The sequence below is a fragment of the Streptomyces toxytricini genome (assembly GCF_014649915.1).
GTDB classification, from domain to species: Bacteria; Actinomycetota; Actinomycetes; order Streptomycetales; family Streptomycetaceae; genus Streptomyces; species Streptomyces toxytricini.
In genome coordinates this window covers 1-21,413 of sequence record NZ_BMTY01000037.1, presented here as the reverse complement: position 1 = coordinate 21,413, position 21,413 = coordinate 1, and the positions used below count along the sequence as shown (strand labels likewise).

Below are 21,413 nucleotides of genomic sequence, written 5' to 3'. Positions count from 1 at the left end.
GGTCTCGGGCTCGTCCACGAGAACCAAAGACTGTTCCGCCACTCGGTTCACGCGGCGCCGTCCTGCTCGCGCACCTGGCCGCGTACGGGCCCGTTCCGCAGCTCCTCACGGAACGCGGCCACGTCCACCACGGCCCGGCGTCCGGCCGGCAGCCGTACGAGCCGGCGGTAGCCGGGGAAGCCGGGGCCGAGGCACCGCCCGCCCGCCTGCCGCTCCCCGGCCTCCAGCACCACCCTGTACCCCACGACCAGCAGCTCCGCGGACCCCTCGGAGCCGAGCAGCGCCCGCATCGTGTCGACCAGCGACGACGGTACGACGGCCTGGACGCGGTAGGACCCGTCGTGGCCCTAGGAAGCGGTGACGGCGGCCGCCGAGACGGCCAGCCGCTACCGCTCGGTGGCGACGACCCGCAGCGTCCCGCCCCTCGGCGTCGAACAGGACACCTCCGAGCACCGGCAGCTCCGGATCGGTGCTCGCGGCGAACCGGACCGCGTCCAGCGCGGCGGCGAGCGCGGGTCCGGACAGGGTCAGGCGTACGGCGGTGGTGTCGGTGGTGGTCGAACTCATCGGGATCTCTCTGGCATCGAGAAGGGCATGGACCATGTAGAACTCGCGGCGCGCCTCGCCGAGCCCCCCGCTCCAGCCGGAGCAGGTGCTCGGCGAGTAGCTTCAGCAAGAGGGCGCTGTCGGACCCGGCCCAGCCGGCGGCCGCCAGCCGGATGTCGGCCAGCGGCATGCCGGCTCGCCGCAAGTGCGCCAGCAGGCGGGCCTCGTCCAGCTGTCCGGGCCCGTACCAGCGGTACCCGCTGACTGGGTCCACCCGGTCCGGGACCAGCACCCCGGCTCCGTCGTAGAACCGCAGCGCGCTCACGCCCAGTCCGCTGTCCCGGGGGCCATCTCGCCGCTACTGCGCATCTCGTTCTCCACGCCCTGCACTCTGGTCCCTCGACCAGGTCGAGGGTCAAGCCCGCATGGTGCCCGTCCCTTGGTCCCAGGACCAGCAGTACGCTCTCGGCTTCCACAGGCGGATCCGCCTCGCGGGCTCCGTCGCGCGGACGTTGAGGTGGTGGCCCGTGCCGAATACCAACCGCAGGGAGCCGTTCTTGAACGCGACCGCCGACCGGACGGTGGCGCCGATGAGCAGGTGCGCCTCCCCGAGGGGGAGCGGGACCGCCCCGGGCGCGGACGCCGGTCCGTCGGTCAGGAGCACCGGTCCGGAGACCGTGAGCACCGTGCCGTCGGCGAGTGCCACGGTGAGGCCGCCCTGCGGCAGGTCGACGGCCACCACGGCAGTGCCCAGCAGCCCGATCACCCAGCGGTCGTCGTGTTCCTCGATCACGGCAGGTCCGGCAGGTGGTCGAAGATGTTTCCGATGCTGTCACCGGGGCTGCCGTCGGGCATCTGCGGATGGACCTCGCCCGTCTTGGGGTCGATGAGCATGTCCGGGTTCTTGTTGCCGCCGATCCCGCGCCACCCGCCTTGGGCCTTCACCTTGTGAATCGCATCCTTGATCTGCTTGACGGAGTAGCCCGTCGCCTTCGCGATGGCCGCCGGCCTGCTGCACAGCCCGTTGGAATTGTGCACTAGGACCGGAGTGGCGCCCGCGAGCACGTAGTAGGTGTGGAGGCCGTTGACGGTGAGGTTGTAGGCGCCCCGGAGTTCCTTCCAGTGGACGACCTTCTCGATCGCGACGGCGGCGCCGTCCGAGGTGCGGAGGGTGTCGCCGGAGTTGAGGTCGGCGGCGTCCGTCCACTGCCTGCGGTTCTCCGACCAGAACGGGTGGTGGTCGGTGGAGGTGAGCGTGCCCCGGCCGGCGTCGGCACTCAGGGTGATGCCGGTGAAGTCGATGTCGTCGGGGGTGTGGATCGTCGCCTCGACCGGACGCGGGCTGGTGACGCCCGACTCGGGGTCGGTGGCGAGGACCGCGTCGCCCGGCCGGACCTGCTCGATGGGACGGGCCGCCCCATCCGCCATCAGCACCGGGGTGCCGGCCGGGAAGCTGTTGAAGCACCCGGCGATCCGGTCACCCTTGCGGGCGGCTCGGATGGCATCGGCGGTGAGCGTCCCGCCGTTGCGCGCCCAGCGCAGCACGACGAGCGCGCCGAGGGCGCGGTCGGTGACGCTCAGCTCCTCGCCGGTGGCCAGGTCCTTGCCGCGGAGGGCCTCCACGACGCCCTTGCCGTCGCCGATGCCGGGGAGCACGTTGAGCAGCGAGCCCATCTTGCGGTCCTGCGCGGCGAGTACCTCGGGCGGCGTCTGGTTCGCGCCGACGTTCTCGTTGACGCGGGAGAAGTCGAACTTGATGTCCGGCACCGAGACGATGTTGTCTGCGGCCTTGTTGAACCCGCGCACGGCGGTGTTCATCTTGCCCAGGCCGTCGTTCATCTCACGGACGCCCTCGTTGAGCTTGTCCATGCCCCGATTGGCCCCTGCCAGGGCCTCGTTGATCCCGTCGATGCTCTCGTTGACCTCGTCCAGCGCGGCGTTCATCTCGTCGAGGGCCTCGTTCATCTCGTCGAGGCCCTTGATGATCTGGTCGATGTCCTTGCCGATGCCCTTGAGCCCGTCGAACGCGTCGAAGATGGTCGGGACGTCTGCGGGCTTGATCTCCTTCCGCTCGGGGAAGTAGTCCCCGAGGTAGACGGAGAGCAGGGTGGTGAGCTCGGCGGAGGGCTCGCCGACCGCGTCCAGCAGCTCCGAGGCCTGGAACAACTGGTTGCGGAACTTCTGCAGGTGCGGCTTTGCCGCCTTGTGCGTCTTGGCGAGCTGCTTGAATATCTCCCGCCTCCGCGCGGGGTCCGCCTCCTGGTTCGCCTGGGTCAGGAGCGGCCGGAGCTGGCCGGCGAGCGTCTCCATTTCCTTGTTGACCTCGGCGAAGGCCGCGCCCTCGTCCTTCATCGCCGGCTGGGAGATGTAGAGGTACGTGCCCACCGCGAGGCTAAGCTTGACGGACTTGAGGGCGAACTCCGCGGCACACTGCGGCCGTTGGAGCAGTGGCAGCGACTTGCAGTTCGCGTACTTGGAAACCTTGGCGGCCATCTCAAGGAGCGTGGGCTCACGCTCGGGCGGCTCGGCGGCCGCGGCCGACCCGACGCCTGCGCCGGCGGTCAGGCACAAGGCGGTGAGTACGGCGACGATCTTCTGTTTGACGTGCTGAAACATGCGTTCCTTACGACGCGGCCCGCGAGAGCCGCGCTTCCCCGTGGCGGCCACTGCCGCCGATGTTGCTCACGCGTCATGTGCCATGCGCGCGTGTGGTCGCGACCGACCGTAAGGCGCTACCACAGGTAATGATCATTTAGCCCAACGGGCCGCGTAGGGTGGGGGAATGGGAGCGGAACCGGAGTCGGAGCGGCGGGGGTTGCCGGTGGACCGGCGGTTCCTCCTCGCCGTCCTGTGCGCGGTGCTCGCCGCCGTCGTGAGCTGGACCGAGCTGATCCTGGTCGTCCCCGAGCGGGTGCTGCCGCACTGGGCGGTCGCTAGCATCGCGCTCCTCGCCGCCGCGGCACTGCGGATCCGCCCCCGCTCCCGGCCCTCCGGGCCGTGGCGGGCGGCGTTCGCCCTCCCCGCGCTGGTGGCCGTGGCCGGCGTGGGGCTCGGCGGGGCGGGGGACCTGGGGGCGGAGTACCGGGTGCTGGACCCGGCGGGTCCGGACGGCTGCCGGGCCCTGGTGCGGGAGAACTCGTTCCTCGTGATCGGCGACGGAAGCGTCTACGCGGTGAACGGGGTCGGGTTCGCCCTACCAAGCAGCTCCTGGGTCGCCGATGACAACGCGCGCCCCATCGCCGCGGGCCAGTATGAGCTGACCTGGGGCGAACGGGCGGGCGTCCTGGTGCTCCACGGCCGCGGGGGCGACCCCGTGATGCCGGCCCTGCACGGGGTCGACTGCGACTGACGCCCTGCCTCAGCCCGCCGGCTGGAAGGCCGTCGTGTCGAACTCGGACGAGAAGGGGGCGGGCACCGGCAGGAGGGTGCCGAAGGAGACCCTCTTGTGGGCGCGGTAGCCCTGCGGGGAGGGGTCGGAGAAGCAGGTGATCTCCTTGGCCTGTATGTCGACCACGAGGTACAGGGGCACCAGCTGCCCGTAGACCTGGGGCTTCTCCTCCCGGTCCGTGTCCGTAGTGGATGAACGGTGCTGGCAGCCGTGAACGGGTCTGCCAGAAACGGCACGACTACGTCGCGCTGCCTGGTCGCTTGCAGCGGTTCCTCACGTACCCTCACCACCATCCAGCCGGGCCGGTGGCGTTCCACAGCCTCCGCCTTGAGCCGGTCGCGCTCCTCGGTATCGCGGTGCCAGTACGATCCGTCGAACTCCACCGCAACCGCCCTGGTCGGGGCCCGCCGGGAAGAGCCTGTCGAGCCGGTACCGGCCGTGCGGCGTCTGCAGCGGGTACTGCTGCTCTCCGCCGGTGAGGACGAGCTGGAGCTCGGCGAACAGTTCCGTCTCCTGCGAGGAGACGCATGTGCTTCCGGCAACGCGGGAAGCCCTGCCTGCCCGTGAACACCTGCGCCACCTGCGCGGACCAAGGTTCGTGTCCGGCGGGGCACAGCCACCAGACCGGCACGTTGGCCCCGGCGGTCACCTCCGCCGGGGTGAGGGCGCCGTTCATGGACGGGTGCCACAGGGCCGCGAGCTCGGGGTTCTCGCTCGACAGCGCCTGGTAGCGCACCCGGCCGGAGCAGGAGGGACACGAGGTCACGCCGCGGATGCGGTGGAACACCTTAACTCGCCGGCGCACACGCTGCATTTCCACCAGACCAGGCGGTGCGAACCGGCGGTGACCTTTGCGGCCGTCAGCCCGTTGTTGCGCGCGGGGTGCCACTGCGCCGCCAGGTTCGGCCGCGCCTCGGGCAGAGCGGGAGCACGCTTCCTCCGGGCGCAGACCGGGCAGTGCTCAACGAGACGCGCTCGTGGGAGATCGAGGTGCCGCTGGCCATCGCGGACACCGGATACGGCGACGCCGCCGCCTTCCGGCACGGCCTTCAGGCCCGCGGCCTCAACTACATGGTGGGGATCTCCACGACCCTGTCGGCCCAGCCCAGCTACGCAGTCCCGGTCGTCGAACCGTACTCCGGCACCGGGCGCCCGCCGGTGGCGAAGTACCCAGACAAGCCTCAGTCGGAGTCGGTGAAGCAGCTGGTAATCGCTGCGGGCACGAAGGCGGCGAAGCCGGTGCAGTGGCGTGAGGGATCCCGGCCCGGCACGGGCCGCAGCGGCTTCAAACGGATGTACTCGCGGTTTACGGCCTTGCGGATCCGGCCCGCCGGACGCGAGGTCCGCCAAACCGTCGACGGATCGGAACTTCCGGAGTGCTGGCTCCTGGCCGAGTGGCCGGCCGGCCAGGCCGAGCCGGTCCAGTTCTGGCTCTGCGACCTGCCCGCCGACACTTCGCTGCGGCGTGGAAGGTCTTCTCAGCGGTCCAGGCCCAGACCCAGTCCTGCGTGCTGCGATTGACGTCCCGACGGGGGTACTCGCGGCCTTCCAGGTCCGTCTCCTCCAGATCAATTTCGACCGTCCAGCCGGGGTTGTCGAGCGTGGCGATCTTCACACCCCACTCGTGCTCCCAGTCGCCGTTGCACTGCTGCGTGTATCAGTCCTGCAGCCAGGCAAGAAGATGCTCTGAATCGCTCATGACAGGAGATGCTAAGCGAGTCGCGTATTCGGGCTCGGGCATGGCTGACCAGCGGGAGAAGCAAGGCGGAACTAGTACGAGTACGCAGACTGACCGACCAGGAGGGACAACGACTGCAGCAGATCGTGCGCCGGGGCAGTACCAGTTCGGTGCGCTACCGCCGCGCAATGATGCTGCTGGCCTTGGCCAGCGGGAACCGGGTGCCGGTGATCGCTCCCAGCTGGTCCAAGCGGACGAGGACACCGTCCGCGATGTGATCCACCGGTTCAACGAGATCGGCCTGGCCTGCCTGGACCCCTCAATGGCGGGAGGCCGTCCCCGCCCATGCGGTCAGAGCACCTAGCAAGGACGGGCCAAGAGAACCGGTCCTGGCGGGATTCCCCGCCTGGCACCGGGCGAGCACCCGGCTACCACCCTCAGCTGCCCGCAGCGGCAACCGGCCGGCTGCCCACGACCGGTCTGAGCCACGACAGCCCGTCGCGGGCGTCGCTCTCGAACACCGGGACCAAGTACGAGGAGCCGTCCAAGGCGCTTCCGCCGGAACCCACCGATCGCCGCCGGCACCCCGCGAGGGCGAGGGCCGCTCACGGCGCGCCGGGGGCGGCGGATAGCGTGCGGGCATGGCGAACACGGGGAAGCCAAGGGTCCCGTACCGGCAGGGCAGCGGATTCTGGCGGATGACGGCGAAGTGGGTCCTGGTCATCGGGACCCTGTACCTGCTGGACGGCGGGCTGATCCGGTCGTGGGGCGACGCCGTGGCATGGCCCCTGATCGGGATCGTGCTGTACGTGCCGTTCGGGATCGGCGTCGCCTGGTACCCGAACAAGGACCGGCGCGTCGAGCTGACGCCGGTGGAACTGCGCGTGGGGCGCAAGCGACTGCCGATGGAGAGCGTGAACCTGCTGCACGTGGCGCGCTGTGGCTGGAGGGGCGGTCCACCGCGGACGACCAGCCGGTGCCCCGATGGCCACGGGCCGTCCGGGTGGTGTGGGTGCCGCTACGGGACGGCCAGGCGTTCGGCGCGGAGTTCCGCGACCCGGCCGCATTCGCCAGGGTCTTCGGCGACTTTGTCGTGCAGGCGTGCGGCGGGCCCGACGCCGTCCGCGCACGGGCCGCGACAAAGACCTGCCCGCGAGCGCGCCCCATGCGGGCGCGCCCCGCCGGCGACGCGGGCTCCCGGACGGATCTCCTGGACCTCTTCGACTGACGGACCCCCTCGCCGACCGCGTGGGACCACTGGCCGAGCTCGCCGGCGGAATTTGGCCAGCCGATTCGCCGAGCGACCCCTCCAGGGCAGGTCCGCGGTCCGGCTGCGCGCACCACGGCGCCCGACGGTGGCGGCCGTCGTCAGGAGCCCTCCGCATCGAGCCGGTCGGGCGTCGTTGGGTGCCAGCGGGGGCGGCCTGCCGCTCGATGCCTGCCGGCGCCGTACCGGACGCTCGCCGTGGTGGTGGATGACGGGCAGGTCGGCCAGGGCGCCCTGGCCGACCGACTGTCAGTGCCTTGACGCACGATAAAGGGCATGATCCAGACCCTTCCCCTGGCCCTGCCGAGCCCACTGGTGGACCACCACGCCCTCGACCTGACCGCGCTGTACTCAACGGGCTGGGGTCTGACGCTCTTCGACCTCGCCGGAGCCGCGAATGGCGAGGTGTACGCCCTCTACGGCGTTGGCCGTTACACCCACGGCGTCGCCGACGAGGAGCAGGACCCGCGGGTTGCGAACTTCGGGTACCGGATCATCACCCGGTACTCCGCTGAGGGCGCGGTCCTGGCGAGCGCGCAGTTCCGTACCGGCGGTGCGCGCGAGGGGGGCTCGGACGTCGCTGACGGAGGCGACATCGGCCTGTGCGCACTGCCCGACGGGGTCCTCGCCATTACCGCGACGCCGGACATGACCACGCTCGTCGCGCCGGACCTCAGTCGCGTTTTGGCCGTCTACGACTCCAAGGACGGCCGGCCCTTCCGGGACTTCACGCCGCAGGAGGGCGACCCTTTCGCCGGGTCCATCAGCGTCACCCCCTCGGGCCGACTGCTGTGCACCCTCGCTGAGTACGGGGTCTGGAGGTTCGGAAGCGTCATCACCAACCTCGTGGGCATCGCCGAGGGAGCTCTGACCGCCGAGTCCAAGCCGGCCATCCGCGCGCTTGCCTCGCTCGACCCCGAGCCGGCACACCAGAGCGCCGCCGACCTGCGCCCGCACGCCACCTATAAGGGCGATCCCATAGGGATGGCGAACCGCCCACGCCCGGCCCTGACTGAGCTCGTCGCCGCCGAGGACCGCCTCTCCAAATGGGAGCAGTCCCGCCTCGGCCGACCGGTGCCGCTCTCCGACGACCTCTTCGTCGTCCCCTTCTACGCCAGGACGTTCCGAAGTGGCAGCCGCGGCCAGCCCTTCGTCTTCGCCCTCGTCAACGACCAGGGGGAGATGACCGGACGGCTCCACGGCCTGCATGAGTGGCGCGACTCGCCCTTCACCGGGTTCTGCTTCAACCTCGCGGCCGACCCGCACCGGGGCCACGCCTTCCACCTCAACCGCTACGGCCTCTACGCCTGGGACCGGGCAGGAGCCCTCCGCGCCAAGCTGGACACCGGCACCAAGACCTTCAAGCCGCTGACCCACTTCACCCTCGGATCCTGTGCCCCCAACGGCGACCTGCTGTTGGCCCATACCAAGCAGCACCTGATCCTGCGCGTCCCTGCCCCAGACGACCTCACCGACCTCGCGGCAACCGTTGAGGAGACACTGCGGGCGTACGCCCGACAGCGCACGGCCCTGAAGAAGCAGTGGGGCCCGGTCAACTGGCACTGGCAGCACTCCGCGCCGCTCCACCGCATCTGATCACCCGGCCGCCACCGAGCCGCCGTCCCGGCGGGGGTACGAGCCTGTACGCCCCGGCATGGAGGGGTGAGTGCCCGTCGTGGCGGGATCGGACCTGGCGCTGGGCCAGCTGACCGAACAGGCGCCCGGGCAGCGCGAACGTATCGAGACGAACCACGCCCGCGTCGTCGCGAAGCCGCCGGCCCCTCCCGGGGCAGCAGGGGCCGGCGGGCGGCCTGCGGGATGCGACCGGCTGGCCCCCACGGCGCGCTACCGCCGGGCGGAACGTGCGCGGGCCGGCTGCCTTACGGGCTCACGTCAGCGATGTGGGCGGCCACATAGTACCAGTGGCCGACCGGTACGCGAACGCATCACAGCCACGGGCTGGCTCCAGGGTGATGCCCACACCTCACAGGTATTCAGCTTTTGTGATCAAGGTAGTGTTCCGTTCCGGTGTGAATGGTTCGGAAGGGGGCGGACTGGGATGGAGCTGGCCGCAGAGATAGCCGAGTACCGGCAGGGCAGGGGTGTTCCGGCCCGTTTGGTCGGTGAGTTCCGGCGTGCGGTGTTGCTGGTTCCGTACGCGGACGCCCACGATGGCGGGTTGATGTCCGCGGTGTCCGGCGGGATCCGCTGGCTGTACGCGTTCACCGATGAGGAGGCCCTCGCCCGTTTCGCCGTGGCCCGGGGCGAGACCGACGGCGAGTGGCCCTACCTGGCGATCCTCGGGGCGCGTCTGGCCGATGCGGTCGTCCCGGCCGTCGAGGGTCCTGCCGGAATCGCCGTCAATGTGGCGGACGAGGACGGGTCGATGCTGTTCCCGCCCGTGGCGGGCATCGTCCCGGATGCCGCCGCGGTCGACCTCGGTTCCGGCGAGGCCGCCGCGGCCGGCTCGGGCGAGGCGGCCTGATGGCGGGCAATGGCGACCTGGAGGTGTCCCCGCAGGCGGTCGCGGCCATCCAGAACGGCCTGCGGGCGGCGATCGCGGAACTCCGTGAGAGCGGTGATGCGGCCGGTGCCTCCCAGGGTGCGGGTTTCGAGAACTTGGCGATGACCGGTATGGAGACCGGGCACGCGGGCCTGGCGAAGGACTTCGAGGACTTCTGCGAACGCTGGGAGTGGGGCGTGCGCGCCCTCATCCAGGACGCCTCCGCCCTCGCCGGGAACCTCGGTATCGCTGCGGGGACGATGTGGGAGGAGGACCAGTACGTGCAGGGCACGTTCAAGGTCGCCCTCAACGCCGCCTGGGGCAACCCGCACGCCAGTGAGGACGAGATCGAGAAGAAGGCCTGGGGCGACATCGTCACCCCAGGCCTCTACAAGCCGGACTACAGCGCGAAGTCGTTCGAGCAGAGCGCGAAGGACATCGGGCAGACCTGGTCGGACACCAAGGACACCGTCACCTCCACGGGGCGGATCGGATCACTGAAGGACCTGCTGGACCAGGCCGGCGGGGGCAACGGGGGCAAGGGCTGATGGGCTGGCGGGACTGGGTACCGGACTCCGTCGAGGACGTCGTCGAGGACGGCGCGGAGAAGGTCGGCGACTTCGTCGAGTGGGGCGGCGACAAGGCGGCCGATGTCGCCGAGGACGTCGGCTGGGACAGCGGTGCGGACTGGATCCGCGACAAGAGCCGCTCGGCGGCCAACCAGCTCGGCGCGGACGTCGCCGAGCTCGAGCTCGGCCAGACCGAGGACCCGAAGAAGCTCGTCTACGGCAGCGCCGCGAAGATCCGCGAGCAGGTCGGGCACCTGAACGACTTCCAGAAGGCCTTCACCTCCGTCGGCAGCGGGCTGAAGAACCTGACCGAGCCCGACGGGCTCAAGGGCGAAGCCGCCAGGGCCTTTCAGGAGGCGGTGGCGAAGGAGCCGCCGCGCTGGTTCAAGGCCGCCGAGGCCTTCGGCAAGGCCGCCGACGCGATGAACCGTTTCGCCGAGACGGTGGAGTGGGCGCAGAACAAGGCCAGGGAAGCCCTGGAGGACTACAACAACGCCAAGAAGGTCTCCCAGGACGCCCACGCCGCCTACACCAAGCAGCGCGACGCCTACAAGGCGGCCGTCGAGGCCAAGAAGGATCACCTGCCGCCCAGGCCCTCAGACAGCTTCGATGACCCCGGCAAGCCCCTCGCGGCAGCAGCGCAGGAGAAGCTCGACCAGGCCCGCAAGCAGCGCAACGAACTCGCTGAGAACGCAGCCAGCGCCGTCCGCGCGGCCCGTGATGCGGCTCCGCCCAAGCCGTCCTACACCCAGCAGCTCGGCGACGGCCTGCAGTACCTCGACCTCGCCGCCACCCACCTCCTGGGCGGCGTCGTCAAGGGCACCGCCGGCGTGGTCAGCTTCGCCCGCTCCCTCAATCCCGGCGACCCCTACAACATCGCCCACCCGGCCGAGTACCTCACCAACCTGAACTCCACCGCCGCCGGCCTGGTCACGATGGTCAACGACCCCTGGGGCTCGGGCAAGAAGATGCTCGACGAGTTCATGAAGGACCCCTCCGAAGGCATTGGCAAACTCATCCCCGAACTCATCGGCCCCAAAGGCGCCGGCGCCGCCAAGAAGGCGGCCACCACCGCCAAACACCTCGACGACGCCAGACCAGGACCCGCCCGTCAGGAGGACAGTACGGACGGCCCCGGCAAGAACGAACAGCGGGACTGCGACAAGCGGTGCGACGGCACGGATCCCGTGGACCTGGCGACCGGCCGGATGTTCCTGCCGCAGACCGACATCGTCCTGCCCGGCGTCCTGCCGCTGGTGTTCTCCCGGCGCGCCGAATCGGGCTACACTCTCGGCCGCTGGTTCGGCCCCACCTGGTCATCCACCGTCGACCAGCACCTCGAAGTCGACGCCGAAGGCGTCATCCTCGTCACCGAGGACGGCCTCAGAGTCCCCTACCCACACACTGCGCCCGGCCTGCCGGTCCTGCCGGTGTCCCCGTCGGCGCCCCGCCACCCGATGGAGCGCACACCTGACGGCGACTGGACGGTGACCGACCCCGCGACGGGTCACACACGCCGGTTCACCTCGCCGGCGGACGACCCGGACGCGGATGGCATCGCACCGATCGCGCAGCTCGAAGACCGCAACGGCAACCTGATCACCTTCGAGTACGACGAGCACGGCACCCCCCTCGGCATATCCCACTGCGGCGGCTACCGCCTCCGCTTCGACACTGCCGACGGCCGTATCACCGCCCTCCATCTCGACGGCGGCCCCCGCATCCTCGCCTACGGCTACACCGACGGACACCTCACCGCCGTCACCAATTCCTCCGGTAGGCCCCTCCGCTTCACCTACGACGACCGCGCCCGCATCACCTCCTGGATCGACACCAACGACAGCCGCTACGCCTACGCCTACGACGACCACGACCGCTGCACCGCGCAAGGCGGCGCCAATGGGCACATGGCTTTGGTCTTCGCTTACGGCGATCCCGACCCGCACACCGGCATGCGCACCACCACCACGACCACTCCCGACGGGGAAGTACGCCGCTACCTGATCGACGCGGCCTACCGCGTGGTGCAGAGCATCGACCCGCTCGGCGCAGTGACAAGGTCCGAGTTCGACACCCGAGGGCGACTGCTCTCTCTCACTGATCCGCTGGATCGCACCACCGTCTTCCACCGCGACGGCGAAGGCAGGCTGGTGTGCGTTGTCCGCCCCGATGGTCGGGAGCTGAGCATTGACTATGACGAGGCTGGCCGACCAGTACGCGACACCCACGCCGACCGCACCTCGTGGACGTTCACCTACGACGAACGTGGCAACCGCGCGTCCCGCACCAACCCCGCCGGGGGCACGACCCGCTACACCTACGATGACGCGGGAGGCCTCGCCTCCATCACCGATCCGCTTGGCGCGACCACCACGGTCCGCTGTGACCGCGCCGGTCTCCCGGTCAAGATCACAGACCCAGTCGGGGCGGTCACCCTGTACGACCGGGACGCATTCGGGCGACCGCTCCGCGTCATGGACCCTCTCGGCAACACCACCACGTTCGAGTGGACGCCGGAGGGCAGGCTCGCACGGCGCGTCGAACCCGACGGCACATTCCAGTCCTGGTCTTATGACGGCGAGGGCAATTGCGTCCGGCATACCGATGCTATCGGCGGGATCACGACCTACGAATACGGCGACTTCGACGTAGTGAGAGCCCGTACGGGCCCTGACGGTGCGCGCCATGCCTTCGTCCATGACGCCCGGCTGCGCCTCACGGAGGTGGTCAACCCGCAAGGCCGTAGCTGGCGGTACGTCTACGACGCCGCCGGCAGGCCGGAATCCGAGACGGACTTCGACGGTCGCACCGTACGGTACGTCCACGACGCGGCCGGACGCCTGGTCACCCGTGTCAATGCCGCTGGCCAAGCGGTGCACGTGGAGTATGACGTCCTTGACAACCGCATCCTCAAGGATGTGGGCGGCGCTGTCACCCGGTATGAGTACGACTACTCGGACTGTGTTGCGGAGATCACCGGTCCGACAGGCACGGTGACCTACATACGCGACCGATTCGGACGCGTACGTGATGAGACTGCCGACGGGCGGACCTTGTCGCGTACCTATGACGAGCTGAGCCGCGTCGTCTCGCGGACGACGCCGTCCGGGGTGACCTCGGAGTGGACCTACGACGCAGCGGGCCGGCGGGCAGGCCTGACCATGCCCGGGACTTGGATCGGCATCGAGCGCGATCCGATGGGTCGCGAGACGGGTCGCCGCACCAGCAGCGGACTGACGCTGGACTTCGAGCGCGACACCCTCGGGCGCTTGGTGAGCCAGCGGGTGACCGGCGCAGATGGCAGTCTTCTCCGACGGCGCGGCTACACCTACCGAGCCGACGGCTTCCTGGTGGGCATGCAGGACGAGCTCGAGGATGCGCGAACGTACGAGCTGGACCCCGTTGGCAGGGTCACAGCGGTCAGCGCTGCCGCCGGCTGGAGCGAGCGCTACGCCTATGATGCCGTCGGCAACCAGACGGACGCCTCGTGGCCTGTCGGCCATCCTGGCAACACCGACGTGACCGGTCCGCGGACATACGAGGGAATGCGGCTCATCGGCGCAGGCCGGGTCAGGTACGAGTACGACGCGGCTGGCAGGATCACCCTTCGGCAGCGCACTCGGCTCTCTCGCAAGCCTGATACCTGGCGTTACGAGTGGGACGCCGAGGACCGCCTCACGGCCGTCACCACCCCGGACGGGACCTTGTGGCGCTACACCTACGACGCACTCGGCCGCCGCAGCGCCAAGCGACGCATGGCCGCGGACGGGGTCACCGTCGCGGAGGAGACGGCCTTCGTCTGGGACGGCATGACCCTGTGCGAGCAGACGACCACTGCAGCGGACCAGCCGCACGCAGTCACCTTGACCTGGGACCACGACGGCCTCCGGCCCCTGGCCCAGAGGGAGAAGCTGACTGACGCCGACGGTGGCTCAATCGGCAGTCGGTTCTTCGCCATCGTGACGGACCTGATCGGCACCCCGACCGAACTCGTCGACGAGGCCGGCACCGTCGCCTGGCGCACCCGCAGCACGGTGTGGGGAACCACGACCTGGAACACGGACGCGCAGGCCTACACCCCTCTCCGCTTCCCCGGACAGTACTTCGACGCTGAAACGGGCCTGCACTACAACTGCTTCCGCTACTACGACCCGGAGACCGCTCGCTACGTCTCGGTCGACCCCCTCGGTCTCGGGCCCGCCCCGAATCCGGCCGCGTACGTCGTCAACCCGCATACCTGGTCCGACCCCTTGGGCCTCACTCCGTGCCCGCCCAAGGGCGAGAAAAGCAATCCGTTCAAGTTGCGGGATGAGGCCGAGCGCGCTGCGTTTGATGCCGCTGGAGTCCCCTTCGGCACCACTCCTGACGCCGAGTGGATCGTCATGGGCGACAAGACGATGAAGAACATGCCCGGATACGTCTACTCCTCGGACCCGAGTCACTGGGGGAACTTCCGGCAGTTCGAGACACCGGAGGGCTCTCGGGTCGTTGTAGAGCACACGCATGATCCCGCCGGGCCCCACTTCCACGCAGGAGGACCAAAGGGATTGACACTCGAAGATCGGATGCGTTCCGGGGTGAACTTCGGCTGGGACAACACGGCCGACGGCTACAAGACCATGGAACGCTACCTGGCCATCGACAAGCCCGGTGGAGACCACCACTTCTTTTACGAGGAGAAATGACATGCCCACCAGCGAGGACAACCTCCTTGGCCTCATCCGCGCCAGCGGTCTCGAGGTGCACACGGTGCAAGGAAACGACCCCGGCCCTTCGGTTGAGGCCGCTTGGCGAGCCATGGCGGGCTTCAGCGTGGAGCCCAGTGCGACGGTTCCCTTGAAGGGAGACCTCGGGGGAGTCCACGACCTCTGGCTCCAGCATGCTCGCCGAGCTGGTGTCGTCGGCGACGACGGGCTGTTCCTCATCACCGCGGTGGTGACCGGAAGCTGGGGGGTCGGCTGGGTTTGGGTGCGTCTCACCGACAACGCCGATGTCTCCCGTCTCGTCGACGACCAGGGACGCATCGAGTTCATCGCCCGCTCCGCGTCAGGCGACCACATCTGCGGCATCACCGCGGAGGAGTACGATTACTGGGTCGTCAGCCTGGCCCTCTGATGGAGAGGCCGGCCCGCACCACACCCGGACTGCTCGCGCCGGCCTTATGGGCCCACTCTGTCGCGCCTGGTGCGCCGCCGTGGTAGTTGCCGCACCCCGCTGCCTTGCTCCAGCCGAAGTCCGCGGCGCCGACCGCCGCACCCGGCTCCGGGAACCCTGGCACGCTGTGGTGTTCGGGTCGGCGAGGCCACGCTGCTGGTCTTCACGAGCCTGCGCCACCCCCGGTCGGCCAGGCGCCAGAAAGGCACCGGCGGCGCAGGCCGGGCCCGCGTCAGGCGAACTCGACAGTGTTGATGCCGTACGCGATGAAGACGGTGACCGCGAGCGTGATCAGCCCCGGCCGCACAGCCGAGAGCCACAGGCCGAGGCTGCGGGAGTGGCCGCTCCCCGCCCGCGAGAGGAGGACCGCGGTCCCTCCGAGTGACGAGATCAGCGTGAGCGCGCCCAGAAAGAAGGCCAGGACCCTGGGCGAGGAAGGGACGGTGTCGGGACCGTAGTCTTCCCTGATCCCGGGCAGCAGCTGGTCGTTCGGCTCGGTTCGGCGTCCGTCCGGCCCGTTTGCGTGTCGGCCGGCTCGGCGGCGAGGCGGGCCCGGCGGCCGGCCGAGGGCTGTCAGGTCGAGGGGCGGGGGGCCGCGTGCGGCCCTGCAGACGGGCCAGGCTGGCTGCTTGCTCCGGATCGGGGACCTGCTGCCGCGCCACCCGCGGAATTTCGGCGCGGACGCTGTCCTGGTGCGCGGCGTCTGCTTCGCCTCCGCGTGGCCCGCCCACACTGCCTCGATCCGGCCGGCAGGCGTGGTACACCACCGTCCCCGCGCGGGCCATTCCACACCGTCTGTCCCGGTCTCGGGTGGCGGGAAAGGCCTCCTCGCCGTCGACAGCCCGGCGCCTGACGCCCACACTGCCCTGGCATAGTCGGTCGCCCCCGGACAATGGAGATGACACGATGAGGACTTCCCGCGCCCTCTTGACTGCCGCAGCCGTTCTGCTTCCCGTGGCTCTCGGGGCATCCCCGGCCCCAGCAGCCCTCGACTACGCCACACCGGGACCCCTCCCCTCGGACGCCATATGCATGTCCGTCACCAGCGGAAACGGATGCTTCAGGAAGTACGGTGACCAGTTCTGGGTCCGGAACTGGGACGCTCCCGCGACCAGTCTCGAGGTGCAGTGGGAGAACGCCCTGTGGGACGGCAGCCGGTGGCAGACCTACCGCATGGGCACTTGCAGCGCCTACCAGCTGGACACCGGGCAGTGGGGAGTCTGCAACAAGGACTCCTACGAGAACAGCAGCACCAACAAGTGGGGGTACAAGGGCAGCCAAGTGCGGTGGCGGATCGTGGCAGGCACGAGCTTCGGCCCCTGGTCCTCGTGGCACCTGAACGACGCGTGACAACTCTCCGCGTTTCGTGCAGGAGCCGGTGCATGGGGAACTCAGGCGTGGCCGCAAAATCCAACGTCTCGGACGGACGCCGCAGCCGACGGCGGCCCCCCGCCCTACGGCGAGCTGGCCCGGGCTCTAGTGGCGTCGTCGTTTTAATCCTCCCCGCACCCGGGTTGTTCGTGTTCGCGGAGATCAGGCTCCCCGATCCGGGCCGGTCAGATGCACCGCCACCACCTCCCCGCGACCATAGCCGGCGACGGCCGCCGCCCGGCCTGGAGCGGATCGAGGGCGAGGTCCGGTGATCTGGTATGGCAAGGACGGTATCGACCGGGTGCGACCGCCCGGTGGTTCTGGTCGCCGCCCGCTTCCGCTACCACGAGGCGCGGGCCGCGCCGGCCGTTGCTCCGTGACCATCTGCTGTTGTCAGGCAGAGGAGGGGCACCGCGTGGAATGGGAGATGGGGCTATGTCCGTACCCTGGCCCTGCACGAGAACACCGTGGCCGCCTCCGCGCTCTACAACGAGCTCGTGGCCGCTGACGTAAAACGTCGTCGCACACCAGCGGGCAGCGATGTACCCCGCGCGCACGTCCAGCAGCCGCCCTCCCCCGACCCGGAAGAGACGACGGCGGACGAGCCCGCCCCGGCCCCGGCCCCGGTGGCGCCGCTGGAGGCGAAGGACGTCCTGGCGGCGGCGGCACGCTTCCCGTAGGCCGTGGCTGCGCCGGGGACGCGCACGGTCGCGGCCGCAGCGAGCGCGACCGCGTGAAGGCCGAGGCCGCCGAAACGGCCGAGAAGGCCCGCGGCTGGCACGCTGGCTTACGCCCTGGGCAAGCCCTCTGACGATTGGGCAAGCCCGCGTGCCAGCAGGTGGGCAAGCCGTAGGCGACCCCGGGCAAGCTGGTCTTGGCAGTGCTGCAGCGCCGGGTCCTTGCGGACGAGGTCAAGCCGGGGGAGACGGCGAGCTTCCCTCCGTGCGATTACTGAAGAGGGGACCGGGCCGGCGGCCCGGGATCGCGGGGGAGAGGTACCCGCGTTCGCGGGCCGCCTTGATCCAGTCGGTGATGGTGGGTTCCGGGCGTTCGAAGAGATCCGCCAAGCGCCGGTAGAGTCCAGGCCCGTTACCGGCCTCGCGGAGGTAGGCGTGTGCCAGCTTGTGAAGGAGTGCTCCCTCCAACGGGGGCAGCCGCGCTTCGCCAGCTGTGCGAGGGCTTCTGCGTTTTCCAGGGCTTGCACGGACGCCGGGGCGAGGCCGCCTGGCCGGCGGTCTGCCGCAGACGTGATCCCGATGGTGGTGACGCCCTCGTCCTTCCAGAAATGGCTGGCCAGTCGGCTTGGGCCTGGGCGACGATCTGAGTTGCCCGGCAACCCGCCGAGCAGCGCGAGCGACCAGTCGGGAGCGGTCGTCATCAGTGGAGGATCGGGAAGTTGTCGGGGGAGCGCATCGTGGACGGCCCTTACGATCCAATGGTTTTCACGGGTGGGTCCGAGGCCCGACCAGGGCACCCCTTGGGCATGGCCCCTCGCTCCGCCTGTTTCTGCAGTTCAGTCTCATCTGCCAGATCCGCTGGCAGGGTGGTGTCTGCGTTGATCCCGGAGGACATCAACTGCTCCTTGTTGATGAAGGTGTACTTCAGGTCTACGGCAAAGAGCCGCGTGCAAGTCAACGTGGCGAAGAACAGATCTGTGCCGTCAACGTTGGCGTGGCTCAGGTCCGTGCCGGCCATGTCCGCGTCATACACGGAAACGTCGACGAAGTCCGCCCGGGTGAAGTCCGCGTCGCGCAGCTTCGAGCGGCTCAGGTCTGCTTTCGGCAGGTTCGCCTCCATCAGGAGCGCGTCGGTCAGATCGGCGGACGCCAGGTCGGCTCCGGAAAGATTTGTCTCTGGCAGGTCCGCGTCAATGAGGTTGGCGTGTGACAGGCGCGGCGGTGTCGCGTTCGAGCAGAAACTCGACGGGCACCGGACGCTGCTGTTCACCCCGGCCGCCCCCAGCGGGCGGGGGCGAGTGCAGACGCGGCGGGGGTGCTGGTTCAGGACCGGTGGCCGGACCTGGTGGCGGCCGCCGAGCAGCAGCTCCCGCACGGCCTGGTCCTCGATGGCGAACTGCTCGTGTGGGACATAGAAGCCGGCCGACTGTCGTTCGAGGCGTTGCATCGCCTGGCTGCCGCCCGGGCCCGCGGCGCTCCGGCTCTGGCGGCCCGGTGGCCGGCCTACTTCGCCGCGTTCGACGTGCTGCAGCGGCACGGGGTGGGGCTGCTGCAGCGCCCCTACGCCGAGCGCCGCGCCTTGCTGGAGAACCTGTTCGCCGACCACGCCCTGACGGCGCCTTGGGCGTCGCTCGTCCCGATGACGACGGACCTGGCCACAGCCCGGGAGTGGCTGGATTCCTGGACGGACGTGTCCGGGGTGGAAGGCATCGTGGCCAAGGGCCTGACCACCCGCTACCTGCCCGGATACCGCGGCTGGACGAAGATCCGCCGCAGGGACACCACCGAAGCGATCATCGGCGCCATCACCGGCACCCTGACCCGCCCCCAACTGCTCATCCTGGGCCGCTACGACGACGGCGGCCGGCTGCGCGCGGTCGCCCGCACGGCCCCGCTGCGCCCCGACCAGTCCCGCCAGGTCGCCGAACACCTCGCCCCAGCGGGCTCGGGGCATCCCTTCGAGGGGGTGCGGTTCCCTGCGGCGTGGGGCAGCCGCGATGCCTTGGACGTGGTGCTGGTCCGCCCCAATCTCACCGCGGCCGCCGTCCTCGCGCTGTTCCCGTCCCTGCCCGCCACCACCGTCCACGCCGCCGCCGAAGAACGGTCGGCGGCCCAGGTCCTTCCGATCGGCGTGGCGGTGACCGTCCTCCCGGTCGCGGTCGAGGACCGCACCGGCTACCAGCGGACTTCCTTACCCGGCATCCGCGGGCGGCCTGAACGGCCCTGCTCACCGCTCATGCCCAGTCGACGCCGCGCTCGGCGCGGGCGTGGGCTGGTCGCGGCGGGCCAATGTTCGCGTACAGGTCCCGGTGCGGTGCTCGGTGCCGTCGGGCAGGCGTGTTCGGGGGAAGTACGGCCGGGCCGTTCTTTAGGGCAGCGGCCCGGGTGACCGCCGCTGCCTCCGAGGGGTGCCGGTGCCCGGCATCCCGGGAGCTCCGTGGCGGAGACCGGTGGGCAGTCCGGCCCCGGCCGAAGCCGGGGCCGCTGGCCCGTCGCCGCCCGGCCGGGGCTGGAGCGGCTGATGCTCATGCTCTCTTACGGCTTGTGGCCGTTGCCGTGGCCGTCGGGGTGCAGCACCACTTTCGTCCAGCCTTCGTCACGGGCGTCGAAGTGCTCGTAGGCGCTGGGGGCCTGATCCAGGCCGAGCTCGTGGGAGACGATGAAGCTGGGCTTCGCCTTTTCGCTGGCGATCAGATCCCGCAGGGCCCGGTTGTACTTCTTTACGGGTGCCTGGCCGGTCCCCATGTGTTGGCCCTTGAACCACATCGTCCCGAAGTCGATCGGTATCTTGCCCTGGGCCTCCAGTTCGTCCTGGGCTTCCTGGCCGCCGGGGTCCTGGGGCAGGAAGACGCCTACCACGCCGATGTCGCCGGTGAACCTGACCGAGTCGATCAGACCGTTGAGCGTGAGGCTGGCGTCCTCGCGTCCCTGGTGGTCGTGCGCCTGGTAGCCAACGCACTCACACCCGTTGTCGGCGCCGAGACCGAGGGTGGCTTCCTTGACGACCTCCGCCGGGTCCTGTTCGGCGGTGTTGATCGGGATGGCCCCGATCTCCTCGGCCTTGAGCAGCCGGTCGGGCTGGTGGTCGGCCACCCAGACGCGGCCGGCGCCTTTGAGCACGGCGGAGTAGGCCGCCATCAGCCCGACAGGCCCGGCCCCGAAGACGATTGTCTGGTCACCTGGCTTGACGTGGGCCATCTCGGTGGCGTGATAGCCGGTGGGGAAGATGTCGGCGAGCATCACGTAGTCCGTTTGCCGTTCGGCGGCGTCCTCGCCCAGGCGCAGCGCGTTGAAGTCTCCGTAGGGCACGCGCAGCAGCTCTGCCTGGCCGCCCTGGTAGGGGCCCATGTCGGCGAAGCCGTAGGCAGCCCCGGCGAGGGCGGGTTCCGGCTGCATGGTGAGGCAGTAGTTGGTCAGGCCCTGCTCACACTGCTTGCAGAAGCCGCAGGCGATGTTGAAGGGCAGGACGACATACTCGCCGACCTGGACCTTGCGGACGGCCGAGCCGACCTCCACGACCTGGCCCATGTTCTCGTGTCCCAGGGTGCGGCCGGACTCGAACGAGGTGCGGCCCTCGTACATGTGCAGGTCCGAACCACAGATGTTGGTGGCGGTGATCTTGACAATGATGTCGCAGGGATGTTCGATCTTCGCGTCCGGTACGTCCTTCACCACGACCGTTCGCGGTCCTTCATATACCGCTGCTTTCATGATGCTTCTCTCGATGCCGCGGCCCGACCGCGGCACGACGGTGAGGGAGGCGACAGGGCCGCGACCCCGAAACCCCCTGGTGACGAGATCCACGGTCCGGCGCGCCTCTGCGGGCCGTTCACCCGAATCAGATGGACGGTGGAGCTGGGCTGCCACCGGTCCGCCAGGCGGAGCTTCGGCGCTCCGGTGGCCTCCTGGGCGTGTCCCCGTCGTGCCCGGCACGAAACCGTCATCTGCCGAACGATCAGCGGTTTCTCCTCATCCCGGGACCTGGCGCTGCTGCCGGTTGTCCGCCCCTTGCGCACGGGCGGTCCGTGCGCACCCTCACGGGCGGGCCGCCGCCCCGCTCTGCGCCCCCCGGCTTGGTGGACGCGGTGGGAGGCTGTCAGACAGCTGATTCGCCGGAGGACGTTCCCGCGGGCAGCCGAATCGACCAGGGTCGGCAACGCACCCGCCCGTCGGTACAAGCACCGCTGCTGGGATAGGTGAGCCGTGTTGTGGCGCTGGCCTGTGGTGGTAGCTGGCTGGTGTGTGTCCAGGACGGCTGCT

15 protein-coding genes and 5 pseudogenes are annotated in these 21,413 nt (G+C 69.8%); 11 read left to right on the top strand and 9 right to left on the bottom strand.

All coding sequences use genetic code 11. The features are described 5' to 3' along the window. Positions 1-80: 80 nt before the first annotated feature. From IE170_RS31675 to IE170_RS31665, 3 genes and pseudogenes are all read right to left on the bottom strand, one after another. Positions 81-915, bottom strand: a pseudogene (locus IE170_RS31675) (DNA polymerase III subunit beta family protein); the annotation flags it as partial. Positions 916-961: 46 nt separating this feature from the next. Further along, a complete protein-coding gene (locus IE170_RS31670) occupies positions 962-1,339 on the bottom strand; it encodes a DUF6188 family protein (RefSeq protein WP_189812929.1) in 378 nt (125 codons plus the stop codon). After that, positions 1,336-3,162: a polymorphic toxin-type HINT domain-containing protein gene (locus IE170_RS31665; RefSeq protein WP_189812928.1), complete on the bottom strand. Its 1,827-nt coding sequence runs from the start codon at positions 3,160-3,162 to the stop codon at positions 1,336-1,338. Before IE170_RS31665 ends, IE170_RS31670 begins: the two co-directional genes overlap by 4 nt. A 166-nt stretch (positions 3,163-3,328) precedes the next feature. Here IE170_RS31665 and IE170_RS31660 point away from each other — a divergent pair, with 166 nt between their 5' ends. Then, positions 3,329-3,895, top strand: coding sequence for a hypothetical protein (locus IE170_RS31660; protein ID WP_189812927.1), 567 nt, complete (start codon positions 3,329-3,331; stop codon positions 3,893-3,895). Between the two features lie 9 nt (positions 3,896-3,904). On the opposite strand, the pseudogene IE170_RS31655 reads toward IE170_RS31660, so the two are convergent. The 3 genes and pseudogenes from IE170_RS31655 to IE170_RS33540 form a co-directional block, all read right to left on the bottom strand. Further along, a pseudogene (locus IE170_RS31655) lies at positions 3,905-4,117 on the bottom strand (Uma2 family endonuclease); the annotation flags it as partial. 100 nt (positions 4,118-4,217) lie between these two features. Continuing rightward, complete coding sequence (locus IE170_RS33545; RefSeq protein WP_373299093.1) at positions 4,218-4,610, bottom strand: zinc-ribbon domain-containing protein; 393 nt, start codon at positions 4,608-4,610, stop codon at positions 4,218-4,220. A gap of 86 nt (positions 4,611-4,696) precedes the next feature. Then, on the bottom strand, positions 4,697-4,978 hold the full coding sequence (locus IE170_RS33540; protein ID WP_373299089.1) for a zinc-ribbon domain-containing protein: 282 nt from the start codon (positions 4,976-4,978) through the stop codon (positions 4,697-4,699). On the opposite strand from IE170_RS33540, the pseudogene IE170_RS33590 reads away from it, so the two are divergent. Next, positions 4,892-5,395 (top strand): annotated as a pseudogene (locus IE170_RS33590) (transposase); the annotation flags it as partial. The gene IE170_RS33540 and the pseudogene IE170_RS33590 sit on opposite strands and share 87 nt — an antisense overlap. A gap of 49 nt (positions 5,396-5,444) precedes the next feature. Here IE170_RS33590 and IE170_RS33585 read toward each other — a convergent pair. Further along, a pseudogene (locus IE170_RS33585) lies at positions 5,445-5,549 on the bottom strand (Imm53 family immunity protein); the annotation flags it as partial. A 92-nt stretch (positions 5,550-5,641) separates the two neighbouring features. On the opposite strand from IE170_RS33585, the pseudogene IE170_RS33050 reads away from it, so the two are divergent. From IE170_RS33050 to IE170_RS31600, 8 genes and pseudogenes are all read left to right on the top strand, one after another. Next, positions 5,642-5,955: pseudogene (locus IE170_RS33050) on the top strand (helix-turn-helix domain-containing protein); the annotation flags it as partial. Between the two features lie 1,200 nt (positions 5,956-7,155). Next, on the top strand, positions 7,156-8,475 hold the full coding sequence (locus IE170_RS31630; RefSeq protein ID WP_189812925.1) for a hypothetical protein: 1,320 nt from the start codon (positions 7,156-7,158) through the stop codon (positions 8,473-8,475). Between the two features lie 463 nt (positions 8,476-8,938). After that, positions 8,939-9,364 (top strand): SseB family protein, encoded by a 426-nt coding sequence (locus IE170_RS31625; protein WP_189812924.1) that lies wholly within the window; start codon positions 8,939-8,941, stop codon positions 9,362-9,364. Then, positions 9,364-9,930 (top strand): hypothetical protein, encoded by a 567-nt coding sequence (locus IE170_RS31620; RefSeq protein ID WP_189812923.1) that lies wholly within the window; start codon positions 9,364-9,366, stop codon positions 9,928-9,930. Before IE170_RS31625 ends, IE170_RS31620 begins: the two co-directional genes overlap by 1 nt. Further along, a complete protein-coding gene (locus IE170_RS31615) occupies positions 9,930-14,636 on the top strand; it encodes a putative T7SS-secreted protein (protein ID WP_189812922.1) in 4,707 nt (1,568 codons plus the stop codon). Before IE170_RS31620 ends, IE170_RS31615 begins: the two co-directional genes overlap by 1 nt. A 1-nt stretch (position 14,637) precedes the next feature. Beyond that, entirely contained in the window at positions 14,638-15,066 is a 429-nt protein-coding gene (locus IE170_RS31610) for a hypothetical protein (RefSeq protein ID WP_189812921.1), read from the top strand. 1,071 nt (positions 15,067-16,137) lie between these two features. Further along, positions 16,138-16,455 carry a hypothetical protein gene (locus IE170_RS31605; protein WP_189812920.1) on the top strand — a complete coding sequence of 106 codons (318 nt, stop codon included), beginning with the start codon at positions 16,138-16,140 and terminating at the stop codon, positions 16,453-16,455. Positions 16,456-16,943: 488 nt separating this feature from the next. Beyond that, positions 16,944-17,156, top strand: coding sequence for a hypothetical protein (locus tag IE170_RS31600; protein ID WP_189812919.1), 213 nt, complete (start codon positions 16,944-16,946; stop codon positions 17,154-17,156). Positions 17,157-17,901: 745 nt separating this feature from the next. On the opposite strand, the gene IE170_RS31595 is transcribed toward IE170_RS31600, so the two are convergent. Next, positions 17,902-18,423, bottom strand: coding sequence for a pentapeptide repeat-containing protein (locus IE170_RS31595; RefSeq protein WP_189812918.1), 522 nt, complete (start codon positions 18,421-18,423; stop codon positions 17,902-17,904). 45 nt (positions 18,424-18,468) lie between these two features. On the opposite strand from IE170_RS31595, the gene IE170_RS31590 reads away from it, so the two are divergent. Beyond that, positions 18,469-19,542, top strand: coding sequence for an ATP-dependent DNA ligase (locus tag IE170_RS31590; RefSeq protein ID WP_229885355.1), 1,074 nt, complete (start codon positions 18,469-18,471; stop codon positions 19,540-19,542). 146 nt (positions 19,543-19,688) lie between these two features. Here the strand turns inward: IE170_RS31590 and IE170_RS31585 are convergent, their stop codons facing one another. Next, positions 19,689-20,864 carry a glutathione-independent formaldehyde dehydrogenase gene (locus IE170_RS31585; protein ID WP_189812947.1) on the bottom strand — a complete coding sequence of 392 codons (1,176 nt, stop codon included), beginning with the start codon at positions 20,862-20,864 and terminating at the stop codon, positions 19,689-19,691. Positions 20,865-21,413 lie beyond the last annotated feature (549 nt).